Annotated in this window: 18 protein-coding genes; 11 read left to right on the top strand and 7 right to left on the bottom strand. The window is 74.3% G+C overall.

Going from position 1 to position 16,465, the window contains the following annotated elements; translation table 11 throughout:
* Window positions 1-18: 18 nt before the first annotated feature.
* The 4 genes from C1708_RS12635 to C1708_RS35045 all read right to left on the bottom strand — a co-directional run bounded on the left by C1708_RS12635 (window position 19) and on the right by C1708_RS35045 (window position 2,081).
* Window positions 19-501, bottom strand: a complete 483-nt coding sequence (locus tag C1708_RS12635) for a succinate dehydrogenase hydrophobic membrane anchor subunit (protein ID WP_106412781.1) — start codon at window positions 499-501, stop codon at window positions 19-21.
* 5 nt (window positions 502-506) lie between these two features.
* A complete protein-coding gene (gene sdhC / locus C1708_RS12630; RefSeq protein ID WP_106412780.1) occupies window positions 507-887 on the bottom strand; it encodes a succinate dehydrogenase, cytochrome b556 subunit in 381 nt (126 codons plus the stop codon).
* A gap of 263 nt (window positions 888-1,150) precedes the next feature.
* Window positions 1,151-1,756 carry a 2-oxo-4-hydroxy-4-carboxy-5-ureidoimidazoline decarboxylase gene (locus C1708_RS12625; protein WP_241911234.1) on the bottom strand — a complete coding sequence of 202 codons (606 nt, stop codon included), beginning with the start codon at window positions 1,754-1,756 and terminating at the stop codon, window positions 1,151-1,153.
* A 142-nt stretch (window positions 1,757-1,898) separates the two neighbouring features.
* Window positions 1,899-2,081, bottom strand: a complete 183-nt coding sequence (locus tag C1708_RS35045; RefSeq protein ID WP_241911485.1) for a hypothetical protein — start codon at window positions 2,079-2,081, stop codon at window positions 1,899-1,901.
* Here C1708_RS35045 and C1708_RS12620 point away from each other — a divergent pair.
* From C1708_RS12620 to C1708_RS12585, 8 genes are all read left to right on the top strand, one after another.
* A complete protein-coding gene (locus C1708_RS12620; protein ID WP_437079416.1) occupies window positions 1,996-3,516 on the top strand; it encodes a beta-N-acetylhexosaminidase in 1,521 nt (506 codons plus the stop codon). The genes C1708_RS35045 and C1708_RS12620 overlap by 86 nt on opposite strands.
* 111 nt (window positions 3,517-3,627) lie before the next feature.
* Window positions 3,628-4,134 (top strand): hypothetical protein, encoded by a 507-nt coding sequence (locus C1708_RS12615; RefSeq protein WP_106412777.1) that lies wholly within the window; start codon window positions 3,628-3,630, stop codon window positions 4,132-4,134.
* A gap of 107 nt (window positions 4,135-4,241) precedes the next feature.
* Complete coding sequence (locus tag C1708_RS12610) at window positions 4,242-4,811, top strand: hypothetical protein (RefSeq protein WP_106412776.1); 570 nt, start codon at window positions 4,242-4,244, stop codon at window positions 4,809-4,811.
* A 132-nt stretch (window positions 4,812-4,943) separates the two neighbouring features.
* Window positions 4,944-5,363, top strand: coding sequence for a hypothetical protein (locus tag C1708_RS12605; protein ID WP_198602480.1), 420 nt, complete (start codon window positions 4,944-4,946; stop codon window positions 5,361-5,363).
* A 240-nt stretch (window positions 5,364-5,603) separates the two neighbouring features.
* Window positions 5,604-6,221, top strand: a complete 618-nt coding sequence (locus C1708_RS12600; protein WP_106412774.1) for an RNA polymerase sigma factor — start codon at window positions 5,604-5,606, stop codon at window positions 6,219-6,221.
* 262 nt (window positions 6,222-6,483) lie between these two features.
* On the top strand, window positions 6,484-7,392 hold the full coding sequence (locus C1708_RS12595; RefSeq protein WP_241911233.1) for a hypothetical protein: 909 nt from the start codon (window positions 6,484-6,486) through the stop codon (window positions 7,390-7,392).
* Window positions 7,393-7,855: 463 nt separating this feature from the next.
* On the top strand, window positions 7,856-8,530 hold the full coding sequence (locus C1708_RS12590) for an RNA polymerase sigma factor (RefSeq protein ID WP_106412773.1): 675 nt from the start codon (window positions 7,856-7,858) through the stop codon (window positions 8,528-8,530).
* Window positions 8,530-9,648: a hypothetical protein gene (locus C1708_RS12585; RefSeq protein WP_106412772.1), complete on the top strand. Its 1,119-nt coding sequence runs from the start codon at window positions 8,530-8,532 to the stop codon at window positions 9,646-9,648. The genes C1708_RS12590 and C1708_RS12585 overlap by 1 nt, the downstream gene beginning before the upstream one ends.
* A gap of 223 nt (window positions 9,649-9,871) precedes the next feature.
* Here C1708_RS12585 and C1708_RS12580 read toward each other — a convergent pair whose 3' ends face one another.
* Window positions 9,872-10,720, bottom strand: coding sequence for a L,D-transpeptidase family protein (locus C1708_RS12580; protein WP_106412771.1), 849 nt, complete (start codon window positions 10,718-10,720; stop codon window positions 9,872-9,874).
* Between the two features lie 344 nt (window positions 10,721-11,064).
* On the opposite strand from C1708_RS12580, the gene C1708_RS12575 reads away from it, so the two are divergent.
* Window positions 11,065-12,645, top strand: coding sequence for an acyl-CoA mutase large subunit family protein (locus C1708_RS12575; protein ID WP_106416273.1), 1,581 nt, complete (start codon window positions 11,065-11,067; stop codon window positions 12,643-12,645).
* Between the two features lie 63 nt (window positions 12,646-12,708).
* Window positions 12,709-13,359, top strand: a complete 651-nt coding sequence (gene leuE, locus C1708_RS12570; protein WP_106412770.1) for a leucine efflux protein LeuE — start codon at window positions 12,709-12,711, stop codon at window positions 13,357-13,359.
* A 31-nt stretch (window positions 13,360-13,390) separates the two neighbouring features.
* Here leuE and C1708_RS12565 read toward each other — a convergent pair whose 3' ends face one another.
* Window positions 13,391-14,791, bottom strand: a complete 1,401-nt coding sequence (locus tag C1708_RS12565; RefSeq protein ID WP_106412769.1) for an FAD-dependent monooxygenase — start codon at window positions 14,789-14,791, stop codon at window positions 13,391-13,393.
* Window positions 14,792-14,862: 71 nt separating this feature from the next.
* Between C1708_RS12565 and C1708_RS12560 the strand changes: the two genes are divergently transcribed.
* Complete coding sequence (locus tag C1708_RS12560; RefSeq protein WP_106412768.1) at window positions 14,863-15,513, top strand: TetR/AcrR family transcriptional regulator C-terminal domain-containing protein; 651 nt, start codon at window positions 14,863-14,865, stop codon at window positions 15,511-15,513.
* On the opposite strand, the gene C1708_RS12555 is transcribed toward C1708_RS12560, so the two are convergent.
* Window positions 15,514-16,431 (bottom strand): class I SAM-dependent methyltransferase, encoded by a 918-nt coding sequence (locus C1708_RS12555; protein WP_106412767.1) that lies wholly within the window; start codon window positions 16,429-16,431, stop codon window positions 15,514-15,516.
* Window positions 16,432-16,465: the final 34 nt, after the last annotated feature.

Raw genomic sequence — 16,465 nt, 5'->3', positions numbered from 1 at the left:
ATTCTCGCAGCCCCGTGCCTAGCGGATGTTCGGGTCGAAGGTGAAGATCACCAGCGTGCCCAGCAGGATGGTGAACACCGTGGCCGTGTAGAGCAGGCCCTTCAGCCACAGGCGGGTGCTCGGCCGCTCGGCGTAGTCGTTGATGACCGTGCGCAGGCCGTTGGCGCCGTGCAGCATCGCCAGCCACAGCATCAGCAGGTCCCAGACCTGCCAGAAGGGGCTCGCCCAGCGGCCCGCCACGAAGGCGAAGCCGATCTTGGACACACCGCCGTCCAGCACCAGCTGGATCAGCAGGTGGCCGATGACCAGCACGACCAGGACGACACCGGACAGGCGCATGAACAGCCACGCGGCCAGCTCGAAGTTGCCGCCGGTGCTCTTCGGGCTCTTCTTGGTCCGCTTGCGCGGGGGCTCGATGACCGGCGCCGGGTTGTCGACGGAGTACAGCGAGCCGCCCTCGACGGGGCCGACGCCCGAGGCGGAGGTTTCAGTGGTGGACATCAGCGTCAGCTCCCGAACAGTTCACGAGCGGCGTGGCCGAGGACGGGGTAGATCGCCCCGAGCATCAGCACGGTCCACAGGGCGACGACGGTCCAGAGCATCTGCTTCTGGTACCGGGCGCCCTTGATCCAGAAGTCGACGGCGATGACGCGCAGACCGTTGAGCGCGTGGAAGAGGATGGCGGCCACCAGGCCGTACTCCAGCAGCGCGACGATCGGCGTCTTGTACGTGGCCACGACGGTGTCGTAGGCCTCCGGGGACACGCGCACGAGGGCGGTGTCCAGCACGTGAACGAACAGGAAGAAGAAAATGAGGACGCCGGTGACTCGGTGAGCCACCCAGGACCACATTCCTTCCCGGCCGCGGTACAGCGTTCCAGCCGGCACGGAAATTTCCTCCGGGAGCGGGGATCGGGGCCGCGCCGGCTTTCCTTGTCGGTCGGGCCCGGCCGGGTACGGTCCACCGGCCCCCAGCATGGTAGCGACGGTTGCCCGCGGCGCTTACGGAGGGGCCTGCTTGTGTGATCAAACTTGCACTCGAAGGGGGGTGCGGGCGGGATCGGGCGGCCGCCCCGGGCGGGGGGAGTGCGGTGAGTTGTCGGGTGTGGTCGCCGAGGCCGCTCGCGCCTGCGCCGCGGAGCCGCGCATCGTCACGGCCCCGTGCCCCCGGCCAGCTTCCCCAGCCGCTCCCTGGCGAGGAGGCGGAGCTGCTCCTTGGTGATCTGGTGTTCGTCCTCCGGATCGTTCGCCAATCGTGACCGGATGCTGTCGAGGACGCGGTCCAGGGTCTCGTTCGCGGGGACGCCGTCCAGGCAGAGGACGAAGACGTGGCCGAACCTGGCCTCGTAGGCCGCGTGGGCGGCGTTCAGGGCGGTGTGGGCGGCCGAGTAGGTGTCCTCGGGGAGGGCGGGGAGGGGCTCGGAGGCCAGGGCCTCGGCGATCTCCTCGGGGGAGAGGTCGTACGTCGCCTCGTCCGCGGCCGCCAGAAGGGACGCCGGGTCGGGGTAGGGGCGGTGGCCGGCCAGCAGCCGGGCCCAGCGGGGGCTGTGCAGGCAGGACAGCAGGGCGCGCTCGGCGTCGGGCCCGGGAGCGTCGTTGAACCGCTCGAGCGGGGACGGGGCGCCGGGTGCGCCGCGGGACTGTCCGGGTATGGCGACTCGGCCGGGGAGGTCTGGGAGTCGGTGCGCAGGCAGCGTGGGTCCTCGTGGGCGTGATGTGTGTGTCGTTGGCAGATGCTGTGAGAGTTGTGACGTCACGTTATCGAGTGAGTCCGGGACGTGTCCGATCGGTGCCCCCATTTCACCCGCACGGCAGAGTTTGGGGACGGTCCATGGACGGTCCTCACCCGAACGGGTCGTACGTTGGCAGGGTGAGTCGGCACAGGCACAGGCGGCACGGTCAGCGCAGGCGGCGTCCCGGGGCGGAGGCGACGGCGAGACGACGGCGGGTCCTGGCCGTCGCGGTGGCCGCGGGGGCGGTGGTGGTCGCCTCCGGTGTGGGGCTGGGGCTGTGGGCCTCGGGGGACGACGGCGCGTCCGGCGGCCCGGCGGCCGCCCCGTCGTCGCCGTCGCCGAGTCCCACCCGCAGCTACCCGCTGTCCGAGGCGCCGCGGACCATACCCGCCGTGCGCGAGCACACGGCGGAGCGCGGGCCCGGGTGGCGGCCGGCCCCCGGGCACCGGGTGGTCGTGTCCGACCCGGCGCTGGCCGACGAGGGCCGGCTGACGGCCCGCGAGCTGGGGCTGGCGTACGCGGGCGAGCGCGACGACGAGCGGCCCGGCGACGTGCGCCTGGAGCTGAACCGGGACGCGGGCGCGAACCCGGAGTCGTACACCCTGACCGTGCGCGGCGGACGGGTCACCGTCAGCGGGCCGGGCGAGGCGGGCGTCTTCTACGGCACCCGCACCCTCAAGCAGGAGATACGCGGGGCCGGCGCCGCACCCGAGGGCGTGGTGCGGGACGCGCCGGCCAAACCGCGGCGCGGCATGATGCTGGACATCGCGCGCAAGCACTACAGCGCCGGCTGGATAGAGGACCGCATACGCGAGCTGGGCGACCTGAAGTACAACGAGATCGGCCTGCACTTCTCCGACGACCAGGGCTTCCGCATCGAGTCCGACTCGCACCCGGAGATCGTCTCGGAGGAGCATCTCACCAAGGCGCAGGTCCGGAGGATCGTCGAGCTGGCGGAGAGCCGGCACATCACCGTCGTCCCCGAGATCGACTCGCCCGGGCACCTCGGCGCCGTCCTCGACGCCCACCCCGGCCTCCAGCTGCGCAGGGCGGACGGCGAGGCGGTGCGCGGCGCCATCGACATCGCGAACCCGGAAGCCGCCGAGATCGTCGACGACCTGCTGGAGGAGTACGTGGACCTCTTCCCCGGCGACCAGTGGCACCTCGGCGGCGACGAGTACCAGGCCCTCGTGGTGTCCGACCCCGAGGCGTCCTTCCCCGGCCTCGCCGCCGCGGCCCGCGAGAAGCACGGCTCCGGCGCCACCGTCGAGGACCTGACCACGGGCTGGCTCAACGACCGCGCCGCCACCGTCCGCGCCCACGGCCGCGTCCCCCGTGCCTGGAACGACGGCTTCTTCCGCGACGGGTCCGTGCGGGCCGGCAAGGACATCCGGGCCGCCTACTGGACCGGCAAGGAGATCGGCGCGCGCAAGCCCGCCGAGTACCTGGCCGAGGGCCGCGAGGTGATCAACTACAACGACGAGTTCCTCTACTACGTCCTCGGCGAGCCGCTCACCTTCGTCTACCCGACCGGCGAGCGGATCTACGAGCAGTGGACGCCACGGGTGCTGCGCGGCACCGACCCCGTCCCCGCGCGGTACGACCGGCAGATCCTCGGCGGGTCCTTCGCCGTCTGGGGCGACCTGCCCCGCTCCCAGACCGAGGAGCAGGTCGCGCAGGGCATCCGGATGCCGCTGCGGGCCCTCGCCCAGAAGCTGTGGGACGCGGGTGAACCCGAGCTGTCGTGGGACGGGTTCCGCACCCTGGCGGGCCGGCTGGGCTGACGGATCGCCGTGAACGCCTGCGAAGCCCCGCACGGCTGTGGTGATGTTCTGGGCGAGCCGACGGCCCGGCGCGCCGGGCCGGGAGACGACATGCGGGGGGAGCACCGGCACATGGGCTACTGGGGCTATTTCGTCGTGGGCCGCGCGGAGCGGCCGCTGGCCGGGCTGGACGCGCTGGGCGGCGCGGGCGCGGACCTGACCCTGCGCGCCGAGGCGCCGGACGGCTGGCAGGTGTGGGAGCTGCCGGGCCGCGAGGGCGAGCTGGGCAGCATGAACGAGCTGGCGAAGGAGACCGGCGCGCCCGCGCTCTTCGGCTACGTGATGGACGGCGACTGCGTGGCGGTGGAGGCGGCGTCCCCCGAGAACGGGGTGTGGACGGCCTGCCTCGGCCGGGACGCGATGGCCGGGTACCTCGACGGGCGCCAGGAGGGGCTCACCGTCGACGACTACTTCCTCGAGCCCGCCGACGCCGCCGAGCGGGCCGTCCTCTGGGCCGGGGAGGCCGGGCGCACGGCCGTTGCCGGGGACGTCCTGGAGGTGCTGACCGCGGACCCCGGACCGGTGGCCGAAAACCTCTTCTTCCGGCTGCTCGACCGGCTGGGCGTGGTGCCCGAGTGACACTCCCGGCTTGTCGCACGCAGTAAGGGGAAATGCGGGATTCGTGAGGGACGAGGCCCGTCGAGGCCTCATCCGGAGGCCTGCGGAACCCGCAGAGGGAGGCGTGGATGAGCCTGGAGGAACTGATCGCGCGGGCCGACGAGCACGGACTGACCGTGAGCGGCGTGGCTTGTTTGGATCGGTGCGTGCCGCTGCTGGGCGGCGACGACGAGGTGCTGCGGCCGCTGTGGGGCGCCCTCGCGGAGGGCACCGCCGACAGCGACTGGGGCGAGGCGCTCCGGCAGACGCGCGAGAAGCTGGACACGGCGGCGGCCGAGGCCGTGGACGGCGGCGCCGGCGAGGCGGCGGACCTCGCGCGGGGCATGCTCGCCGCCGCCCCCGCCGACCGGTCCGGGGGAGCGCTGCGGACGTGGGCCGACGGCTGCTCGGCCGACGCGCTGCGCATCCACCTCCTGCTCGACGGCGCGGGCGACGCCGATCTGGCCGCCGCTCGCCGCGAGGGCCCCACCGACGGTCTGTCCCCGCTGCTCGCCGCCGAACTGCGCCGCCAGACCGCCGTTCTGGAACTCGTCGCCGCCCACGGAGCGGCGGGGCTGCGCAGCGCGCTGGAGGTGTCCACGGAGGGACGCCGGGTGCTGCGCGCGGCGGTCTCGCGCCGCAGCCGCCGCGACGGCTGACAGGCGGGGGCGTGCGGCGACGGTCCTGTGACTGTCCTGGGGCGGTCGTGCGTCCGTTGTGGGGAGCCGCCGCATCGGGGTGACGAAACGCTTCGCCGCAGCGCTCTCCAGAGTGTGACGACTGCGACGACTGTGACGACACAGCAGGAGACCAGGCCCTCGGCGGCGACGAAGCCGGTCCGCTGGGCGGCGGACGCGGTGGCGGCGATGCGCGAGGGGGCACGGCTGCGCCTCGACTACTCGGCGCGCAGTCTGTGGAGCGTCGACCGCGTGATCGAGGACATCCGCCGGGAGTCGGCCCCCTACGCCGCCGTGGAGCTGGTGCTGCGCGGCTTCGGGGCCTACGCCGGCGAGGTGATCGCGCGCCAGACCGGCGGCGAGTGGTGGTCCTCCGGCGGCGACCACTGGGTCCGCACCCCCGACGGCCGCCTCTGGGACCCGATCGAGGAGGCCCGCCGCTGCTACACCCAGGACGGCTCCCTGCGGCTCCTGTGCCGGGACGCGACGGCGGGGGCCGAGCCCCGGGCGGGACTGAGCCCCGGGCGGGACTGAGCCCCGGGCGGGGCTGAACCCCGGGCGGGGCCGACCCTGGCCGGGTCCCGGCGGAGTGCTCGGGCGGGTCCGGAGGGAGGTGTGCCGCCGGGGTCCCGTGGGGCCCGTGCGAGGGCCGGGACGCGGGGTGACCTGTGACACTTTCCCGGCCGCGCACGCTGAGGTCGCTGGGGACGTGACACGGCGGACGTGCGCACATCATGCGAGGCGCTTCGCGCTCGGTACGGACGAGGACGGTTCTTGGGCCACGGAGGGGAATCCCGCCGCACGCAGGCGTTCGACGGGGAACTGGGGGACGCCGTCGCGCGTGCCCAGCAGGGCGACGAGGCCGCGTTCGCCGTGGCCTACCGGCTCGTGCAGCCCGGACTCCTCGCGTACGTACGCGGACTGGTCGGCGCCGACGCCGAGGACGTGATGTCGGACGCCTGGCTGGAGATCGCCCGCGACCTCGGCCGCTTCAAGGGCGACGGCGCGGGGTTCCGCGGCTGGACGGCCACCATCGCCCGGCACCGCGCGCTGGACCACCTGCGCCGCCGGCGGGTGCGCCCCCGCGCGTCCGCGCTGGAACAGGACGTCCTGGAGCTGCCCGCCCCGCACAACACGCACGACCAGGCGATGGAGGCCCTGTCCACCGAGCAGGCCCTCGCCCTCGTGGGCCGGCTGCCCCGGGACCAGGCCGAGGCCGTGCTGCTGCGGGTGGTCGTGGGCCTCGACGGGCCCTCCGCCGCCCGTGTGCTCGGCAAGCGGCCGGGCGCGGTGCGGACGGCCGCGTACCGGGGCCTGCGGCGCCTGGCACGGCAGCTCGGCGCCGACGGTGTGACGGATGAGGCGCCGCGGACGCTGGGTGAGTCGACGTGACCGTGGGCCGGGACGGCGGTCGCGCCGGACGACGCGGCAGGGTCCGCCGGGCCGGCGAGTGAACGGACCGGGCGGGCGGACCGTATCCGTCTGTCCGGGGCCGGGCGGGACTCCCGCCTGGTGGGAGGGGGCGCGGCGGCCGTGAGGCGGATGCGGGGCCGCGTCGCGCCGGGCCACGGGGCGGCCGGGCGGGACCTGACGGGCCGGACGGGCCGGACGGGCCGGACAGTACGGACACGATCGAGCAGGGACGGAAGCGGGCATGGGCGAACGGCAGAGCGACGGCGGGCGGGCCGGCCGCCGGCGTGTGCCCTCCGGGCACCCCGAGAGCCCCGAGGGCGTGGTGTCCGCGCCCGGCCGTCCCGTACCCGTCTCCGTCGAGGGGCCGGCCGGGGACACGGCCCGCCTGGAGGCGCTGCTCGCCGCCGCCCTGGTCCGCGACGAGGTGGACGCCGGGGCCGAGCAGCGGGCCGTCGCCGCGTTCGTGGCCGCCCGGGAGTCGGGGGCGCATGGCGCGCGCACCCGCCTCCGGGACGACTGGCGGGCCCCTCGACGGCGGTTCGGCGGGAGATCGCTGCGCGCGACGCTGGGCGCGCTGGTCGCGGGCTGCGCCCTGAGCGGGGTGGCGGTGGCCGGGATCCATGCGGCGGGGACGCCGGGCGGAGGGCGGTCGCCGGGGGACACGGGGCCGGATCGGACGCCGTCCGCCGGCTCGGTCCCGAAGGTCTCGGAAATTCCGGAGGTTCCGGACGCTTCCGGTTCCTCCCCTTCCTCCGGCTCCTCCGGCTCCTCCGGCTCCTCCGGCGTCTCCGGGGCTCCGGAGGCGTCGGCGTCCGCCGAGCCGGGGCGCGACGGAGCGCGGGGCGGCGCGGGGCGGGGCGAGGCCGCGGGGGACGCCGAGGCGTGGTGCCGGGCCTACGAGCGGGCCGCCGGGCGGGGGCGGGCGGTGGACGCGCCGGTCCGGGAGAGGCTTGTCGCCGCGGCGGGGGGCGCGGAACGGGTGGACGCGTACTGTGCGGGCCGCTCCGCTGCCGCGCCCCCCGCGCCGGTGCGGCCCGGTACGCCCGCGGCGTCGGAGGCCGGTGCCGTTCCGCGTGGCGAAGCCGGCGGCGCGGCCAAGGGCGAGGGCGGCCGAGGGGACGTCGGTGTGCCTCCTGGGCGTCAGCCCTGAGCGTCGACGTCCTTCACCCGAACGGGGGGTGTTCGCGCGGCCCGCCGTGTGCGGGGCGCCTCCTCCGGAGGGAGGGCCCCCGGTGCCCGCCGCGACTGCCCGGCGGGGTGCGGAGGCTGACGCGGCGTCAAGATGCGTCGCGGGGACGGCCGGGGCCGCCACCCCCCACAGGAGAGGCCCCGGCCGTCGCGCGGTACGGGCCGCGCCGCGGCCCGTACCTTCTACAGCGCCGGGCATGCGTTTTCTGTCACACGTCCCGTGTCACGGATTAGTTGCATCTTGTACGGTCATGGACGGGCCGCGGTTTCAGGTCGTAACGTGCCTTTCGCGCCAGGCCGCGGGAGACAAACGACCACAACCTCCGCACGCGGCCTTGAGACCGCAACGACCGATTGAGCAATGACGACGGCGAGCAACCCGGTCCGCGAGAGCGGCGCCGGCTGAGGCGCAGAAGGGCGCACGCGTGCTGGGGGACGACGCGGAGCTGACCGCCGCGGTGCGCGCGGCACAGGACGGGGACGAGACCGCGTTCCGGACCGTGTACCGCGCCGTGCACCCGCGGCTCCTCGGGTACGTCCGGACACTGGTCGGCGAGCCCGACGCCGAGGACGTGACGTCCGAGGCGTGGCTGCAGATCGCCCGCGACCTGGATCGGTTCTCCGGGGACGCGGACCGTTTCCGCGGCTGGGCCGCCCGCATCGCCCGCAACCGGGCGCTGGACCACATCCGCATGCGCGGCCGCCGCCCGGCCATAGGCGGTGACGAGACCGAGCTCACCGGGCGGCCCGCCGAGTCGGACACGGCCGGCGAGGCGATCGAGGCGCTGGCCACCGACGGCGCGTTCCACCTGATCTCCCGGCTGCCGCAGGACCAGGCCGAGGCCGTCGTCCTGCGCGTGGTCGTGGGCCTCGACGCCAAGACGGCCGCGCAGACCCTGGGCAAGCGTCCCGGCGCCGTACGGACGGCCGCGCACCGCGGCCTGCGCCGGCTGGCCGAGCTGCTCGGCGACGATCCGGACGGCCATCCGGAATCCGCAGGGGTGCTCGACGCTCTTCCGCCCCAGAGAGAACCACGCCGTCGTACGGTGACGTCCGCGAGTGTGACGCAGTTGCGAACGCGGACGCAGAAGGACATGTGATGGCCGATGAGCGGTACCGGTGGCTGGACGCGGAGGCGGCGGAGCGCCTGCTGAACGGTGAGTCGCCCCAGGCTGCCGGTCCCCCCGCCGGTGACCAGGCCGAACGGCTCGCCGACGTGCTCCGCGCGCTCTCCGCGCCCCCGCCCACGGCAGACGCGGAACTTCCCGGGGAGGCGGCCGCGCTGGCCGCCTTCCGCAAGTCGAGGGACGAACGGACAGGGCAGGCCGACTCGGCCCCGCACACCGGTCACGGCACCGGCCCCGGGGACGCCGACGTCGGCCTGATCCGTCTCGGCGCCCCGCGCACCGGCCGTTCCGGAACGCCCGGCGGATCCCGCGGGCCGCGTCCCGCACGCCTCCTGCTGGCCGCCGCGCTGGTCGCCGGCATGGTCGGGGGCACCGCCGTGCTCGCCGGGACCGGGCTGCTGCGCACGCCCTTCGACGACTCCCGCTCCGGCCCCGCGGGCGCCGCCACGGCCACCCACCCCCTGACGTCCCCGCCGGCGCGGGGCGTCTCCCCGGAGGGCCGTCACCAGAGCGAGCCCGCCGGCGAGGGGGCTCCGGGCGGCGAGGATCCCGACCGCACGCCGGCCACCACCCCCGGCGACGGCACGCCCGCCCGCGACGCCCGCTGGAAGCTCGTCGTGTCCGCCTGCCGGGCCTGGCACGAGGGGCGGCCGGTGAACGGCGAACGCCGTCGCGCCCTGCACGAGGCGGCGGGCGGCGCCTCCCGCGTCGCCGCCTACTGCCGCACCGTCACCGCCAAGGAGGGCGCCGGCCGCAAGGACGACAAGAGCGGCAAGGGCGGCGAGGACGCCGGGAGCGGGACCGGCGTGCAGGACGCCGAGACGCGGACCGGCGGCGGCGAGGGCGAGCAGCAGGACACCCACCCCGGCCAGGGCAACGGCCGCCCGGACACCGGCGACAACGGCAACGGGAACGGCAACGGGAACGGCAACGGCAACGGCAACGGCGCCGTCCGCGGCAACAGCGGCTCCGGCGCCGACAAGGCCGAGGACCACCCGGGCAAGGACAAGGGGCAGGTCAACGGGAACGGAAACGGCAACGGAAACGGCAACGGAAACGGCAACGGCAACGGCAACGGCAAGCAGGACTAGGCGGGCGGCCGGAACCCTCCGGGAAACCCCGTGACCTGCGCAGACCCCCCTGCGGAGCAGTTCCGTACCGCCCGGTGTGACACTTCCGGCCCTCGTGACGCAGTACTGAGTGAGCCGACTGGTCATCGGCCGTCGCACGGAGCCGGGGTTCCCCCCGTACCCGCGGCTCGTGCACCTGGCGCGGGCGGGACACGTTCCCCCGGTCCCGCCCGCGCCCCTCTACTCACCAGTGGACGACGACCTTGTCGCCGTCGCGCACCTGCTCGTACAGCCGGGCGATCGCGTCCTCGTCGCGCACGTTCACGCAGCCGTGCGAGGTCCCCGCGTAGCCCCGGGCGGCGAAGTCGGCCGAGTAGTGCACCGCCTGCCCGCCGCTGAAGAACATCGCGTACGGCATCGGCGAGTCGTACAGCGTGGAGACGTGGTGCCGGGACTTCCAGTAGACGCGGAAGACGCCCTCGCGGGTCGGCGTGTACTCGGAGCCGAAGCGGACCGGCACGGTCGACACCGTCCGGCCGTCGATCATCCAGCGCAGGGTGCGGCTCGACTTGCTGATGCACATCACCCGGCCGGTCATGCAGCGCGGGTCGGGCGGGTCGGCCGGCTGGCCGCCCATCAGGTACAGCTCCCACCGTCCCGGTTCCCGCGTCATGGCGCGCAGCCGCTCCCACGTCACGGTGTCCGTCACCCCGGTCCGCGGCAGCCCGCGCTTGCCCTGGAAGCCGCGGACCGCCTCCGCCGTCAGGTCGTCGTAGGCGCCGGTGGGGCCGTGGAAGATCCAGGCGATCTGACGCAGCCGCGCCTGGAGTTCGCGTACGTCCCGCCCCTGGTCGCCGGGCGACCACAGCACGCGCGCCGGCGTCGGGCGGCTGGACGGCGTGACGGACGGGGACTTCTGCGCGGGCGCCTCCGCTGTCCGGCCCGGCGACGCGGGCGCCCGTGGCGCGTCCGGCGTCCGGGACGGCACCTCGATCCGCACCGGCGGTCCGGCCTGCCCGTCCGCACCGGCGGGATGCACCGTGCACCCTGCCGTGCCCACGGCCATCGCGCCCAGCGCCGCCAGGACGGTCATGCCTTTCTTCCCCACGCCCCTGCCCCTCCCACGCACCCCGGTCCCCCCTCGTCCCGCCGCACCGGCCCTGCCCGGTCGTCACCTGACTTCTACCCCGGACGTGACCGGGGCGGAACAAGCGGGCATGGTGGGGAGTGACCGGACGACGGCCGTCAGGAGGCCCTGTGAACGGGGTCCCACGGTGGCTGTGAGGAAGGTCCCAGCGTGTGCCCCTCCACCGGGCCGCACGCGCACCGCTACAGTCCGTCGAGGGGTCGGCCTGTACTGGTGAGTAACTGGCGAGTGACTGACGAGTGACCGGCGATCGGATCGAGCAACGCTGCTCAGCGGGAGGCATGCACATCATGGCGCGCGAGTCGGAGTCCGGACTGCCCATCGAACCGGTCTACGGGCCCGACGCCCTGTCGGGCTGGGATCCGGCGGAGAAGCTGGGTGAGCCGGGGAAGTATCCGTTCACGCGGGGTGTGTACCCGACGATGTACACGGGGCGTCCGTGGACGATGCGCCAGTACGCGGGTTTCGGCACGGCGACGGAGTCCAACGCCCGCTACAAGCAGCTCATCGCCAACGGCACGATGGGCCTGTCGGTCGCCTTCGACCTGCCCACCCAGATGGGACACGACTCCGACGCCCCCATCGCCTCCGGCGAGGTCGGCAAGGTGGGGGTCGCCATCGACTCGATCGACGACATGCGGGTGCTGTTCGACGGGATCCCGCTGGACAAGGTCTCCACGTCGATGACGATCAACGCCCCCGCCGCGCTGCTGCTGCTGCTGTACCAACTGGTCGCCGAGGAGCAGGGCGTGAGCGCGGACAAGCTCACCGGCACGATCCAGAACGACGTGCTGAAGGAGTACATCGCCCGCGGCACCTACATCTTCCCGCCCAAGCCGTCACTGCGGCTGATCGCGGACATCTTCAAGTACTGCAGGGCCGAGATCCCGAAGTGGAACACCATCTCCATCTCCGGCTACCACATGGCCGAGGCCGGCGCCTCCCCCGCGCAGGAGATCGCCTTCACCCTCGCCGACGGCATCGAGTACGTCCGCACCGCGGTCGCGGCCGGCATGGACGTCGACGACTTCGCCCCCCGCCTGTCCTTCTTCTTCGTGGCCCGCACCACCATCCTGGAGGAGATCGCCAAGTTCCGCGCCGCGCGCCGGATCTGGGCGCGGGTGATGCGCGAGGAGTTCGGCGCGAAGAACCCCAAGTCGCTGATGCTGCGCTTCCACACCCAGACCGCCGGGGTGCAGCTGACCGCCCAGCAGCCCGAGGTGAACCTGGTACGCGTCGCCGTGCAGGGCCTGGCGGCCGTCCTCGGCGGCACCCAGTCGCTGCACACCAACTCCTTCGACGAGGCCATCGCCCTGCCCACCGACAAATCCGCCCGCCTCGCCCTGCGCACCCAGCAGGTCCTCGCCTACGAGACCGACGTCACCGCCACCGTCGACCCCTTCGCCGGCTCCTACGTCATCGAGAAGATGACCGACGACGTCGAGGCCGCCGCGCTGGAACTGATGCAGAAGGTCGAAGACCTCGGCGGCGCGGTCAACGCCATCGAACACGGCTTCCAGAAGAACGAGATCGAACGCTCCGCCTACCGCATCGCCCAGCAGACCGACTCCGGCGAACGGGTCGTGGTCGGCGTCAACCGCTTCCAGCTCGACGAGGAGGAACCCTACGAACCCCTCCGCGTCGACCCCGCCATCGAAGCCCAGCAGGCCGAACGCCTAGCCAAGCTGCGCGCCGAACGCGACCAGCACGCCGTCGACACCGCCCTGACCGCCCTGAAGAAAGCCGCCCAGGGCGACGACAACGTCCTCCACCCCATGAAAGACGCCCTCAAAGCACGGGCCACCATCGGCGAGGTCTGCAACGCCCTGCGCGAGGTGTGGGGCACGTACGTGCCGAGCGACGCCTTCTGAGCGTCGCTCCCGCAGGCCGGGACGGGGTCAAGGAGGGTCGCACGGCGTGCGACACTCCTTGCCATGTTCGGTGTCGTCGACCTTCCCACCTACCTGGCGGGCCTGGTGCTGATCATCCTGCTGCCGGGGCCCAACTCGCTGTACGTCCTGTCCGTCGCCGCCCGCCGCGGGGTGCGCGCCGGCTACACGGCCGCCGCCGGCGTCTGGTGCGGGGACGCCGTCCTGATGACGCTGTCGGCCGCCGGGGTCGCCTCCCTGCTCCAGGGGAACGCCGTGCTGTTCGGCATCGTGAAGTACGCCGGCGCCGGCTATCTGGCCTGGCTGGCCGTCGGGATGCTGCGCGCCGCGTGGGGCATGTGGCGCACCCGAGGGGAGGAGCGCGCGGAGCGGACCTCCGCCGCCGGGACGCCCGGTGAGCGTCCGTTCCGCCGGGCGCTGGTGGTCAGCCTGCTCAACCCGAAGGCGATCCTGTTCTTCATCGCCTTCTTCGTGCAGTTCGTCGACCCGGCCTACGCCTATCCGGCGCTCTCCTTCGTGGTGCTCGGCGCGCTCGCCCAGATCGCCAGCGTGCTCTACCTCAGCGCGCTGATCTTCGGCGGCACCCGGCTGGCCGCCGCGTTCCGCCGTCGCCGCCGGCTGTCGGCGGGCGCCACCTCGGCGGCCGGCGCCCTGTTCCTGGGCTTCGCGGTGAAGCTGTCGACGGCGAGCGCGTAGGGCGTCCGGGATTCATGGCCCGGGCGCGCCGTCAGCGCCGGCCGAACCGGGCGAGGTAGGCGCCGAGCCCGTCCGGGGCGTCCCCGGCCCAGCCCACGTAGCCGTCCGGGCGGACCAGGAACAGGCCCGTGCCGTACGTCCGGTGGGACGGGCCGCGCACCAGCCGGACGCCCGCGGGCGGTTCGGGGGCGTCCGTGCCCAGCGCCAGCAGGGTCCAGTGCGGCCCCCGGAAGGCGTCGAAGAGGCGCACGCCGCCCGCCCGGCCGTCCGGCGCCCGGTCGCCCGCGCGCACCGGGCCGGGCTCCGTACGCGTCTCCGCGGTGAGCGAGGAGTCGCGGTACCCCAGGTCCAGTTGCAGGGTGGCTCCGCCGCGCCCGGCCTCGCCCCGGTGGATGCGGGTGGACAGGCCGAGCACGTCCGCGGCGACCGCCCGCCGCTCCTCCTCGTAGGTGTCGAGGAGCGCCGGGTCCGCCCCGTCGGACAGCACCGCGCCCAGCTTCCAGCCCAGGTTGTAGGCGTCCTGCACGGAGGTGTTGAGGCCCTGGCCGCCGGCCGGGGAGTGCACGTGCGCCGCGTCGCCCGCGAGGAACACCCGGCCGGTGCGGAAGCGGTCGGCGAGTGCGGCGCGCGGCCGGAAGTCGGAGGCCCACAGCACGTCCGTGACGTCCTCGGCGGCGAGGTGCGTACGGTCGGCCACGACCCGCCGCACCGCGTCGGGGGAGAGGTCCGCCCGGGCGCCCTCGCCGAACCGGGCGACCAGCTGGAAGTCGTCCGTCCCGGCGAGCGGGCAGAGGGTGAGGAACGCGTCCCGGCCCTCGCGGGGCGGGAACATGTGCCAGTGGTCGCGGTCCAGGCCGGCGATCCGCACGTCCGCCACCAGCATCGGCAGCGGGTCCACCGCCTCGCCGGTCATGCCGGCGCCGACCGCCCGGCGCACCGCCGAGCGTCCCCCGTCCGCGGCGACCAGGCAGGCGGCGCGCAGCGGCGGCCCGGAGGCGAAGTGGGCGGTCACGCCGTCCTCGTCCTGGGCGACGCCGGTGACCTCGCGGCCGTGGGCGACCTTGCCGCCCAGCTCCTCCAGCCGGTCCAGCAGGATCCGCTGGGTGCGCCACTGCGGCACCATCCAGCCCTCGTACGGCGCCTCCTCGGTGGGCTCCACCGGGTCCGCCAGGTGGTGCTCGCCCAGCCGCTCCCCGTCGCGCCAGAGCATTCCGACCGGGTAGCGGCCGCCGCCCGCCCGCACCCGGTCGAGCACGCCGAGGTCGTCGAAGACCTCCATCGTGCGCGGCTGGAGGCCCTTGCCGCGCGATCCGGGGAACAGTCCGTCCTCCCGCTCCACGACCAGCGCCGGCACTCCGCGCCGGGCGAGGTCGATGCCGAGGGTGAGTCCGGTCGGTCCCGCGCCCACGATCAGGACAGAGGTGTCGTTCACGGTCCGCCTCCTTAACAGCGTTAAGTGATCCGCCGTCCGAGCGTCTCCCTAACGGTGTTAAGTTGTCAAGCGTGAGCACCGAACGACGCGCGCCGCTGGACCGCCGACGGGTCGCCGGGACGGCACTGGAGCTGCTGAACGAGGTCGGCCTGGACGGCCTGACCCTGCGCGCCATCGCCAGGGAACTGGACGTCAAGGCGCCCGCCCTCTACTGGCACTTCAAGGACAAGCAGGCGCTGCTGGACGAGATGGCGACCGAGATGTTCCGCCGGATGCTCGACGGGACGGAACCCGGCCCGGACGACGGCTGGCGGGAACGCCTGCTCAGGGTCAACCGGGTGCTGCGCCGGACGCTGCTCGGCTACCGCGACGGCGCCAAGGTGTTCAGCGGCACCTGCTTCACCGGCCTGGAGCACGCCGAGCAGCAGGAGGCCGACCTCCGTCTGCTCACGTCCGCGGGGCTCACCCTCGCCCAGGCGGTACGGGCGCTCCAGACGACGTTCCTCTACACGCTCGGCTTCGTGGCCGAGGAGCAGGGCGTCGAACCGCGCCCGGGGGAGCGCCGGGCGGGCTTCGACGTCGAGGAACGCGCCCGCGCGATGGCCGGCCGGCCGCTCGCCGCCGAGGCCGGAGCCGCCCTCTTCGGCGACTACGACGAGCACTTCGAGGAGGGCCTCGCCCTGATCGTCGCCGGCATCGAGGCCCGCTACGGGCCGAGTTGATCAGTCCGCGCGCAGGAACGCCGACAGGGCTGCCTTCCCGAGGTACGTGAAGCGGGTGGCGCCCGCCAGGTGGGCCTCCAGGGCCTCGGCGACCCCCGGCCACTTGGGGTCGCCGAAGTCGTCCAGCACGACGATCCCGCCCGGGGCGGCGATCTCCTCCGCCCACCGCAGATCGCCCGCGACGCCCTCGGCCGAGTGGTCGCCGTCGACGACGATCACACCGTAGCGGCGGTCCGAGACGGCGGCGCGGACCGCGGGGTCCTGCGAGAAACCCCGCTCGATCCGCGCGGCCAGGCCGGCCGGACCGGCCAGGGCGAGGTTGGTCCGCACCGTGCGCACGTCGACCGGGGTGCCGGACGGGTCCGAGCGGCGGGGCGTGCCGGGCTGGAGCTGGATCCCGGCGAACGGGTCGACGATCGTCACGGACGGCTCACGGCCGTCGCGCTCCAGCATCCGGATCAGCCCCGCACAGAACATGCCGTGGAGCGTGCCGATCTCCAGCACCTCGTCGTTCGGCGGGTCCAGCAGGGGGATCGTGCCGAGCTTGCCGCAGATGTTCATCGTGCCCCCGGCGATCCGCCCGGCCCCGAGCGACTCCAGGCCGACCAGCAGCCGGTAGGCCGTGGCGACGTTGCGCACGGCGGCGTCCCGGCCCCCGGCCAGCTCCGCCACCTCGGCGTGCAACCGGCCCAGCGGTCCCGGCGACACCACCCGCGACAGACCGCGCCCGGCGGGGCCGAGCAGCAGGTCGAGGGTGAGCTGCTGGCGCTCCACCGTCCCGGCGATCTCCCGCAGCCGCTCCCGGCCCGCGGCCTCCACGGCGCGCAGCCGCCGTTCGATGCGCCGGTCGACGAGGTCGGCGACCGGCCGCAGCAGCCGCCGGGCGGGGGAACTGGTCAGCAGGGCGTGGCTGTTCAAGGGCACGGGGACCTCGATCCGTCGGAGGGCGGTC

It is taken from the genome of Streptomyces sp. DH-12 (assembly GCF_002899455.1).
Classification (GTDB): domain Bacteria; phylum Actinomycetota; class Actinomycetes; order Streptomycetales; family Streptomycetaceae; genus Streptomyces.
The sequence above is the reverse complement of the archived record's forward strand: the minus strand, read 5'-3'. Positions and strand labels throughout refer to the sequence as shown.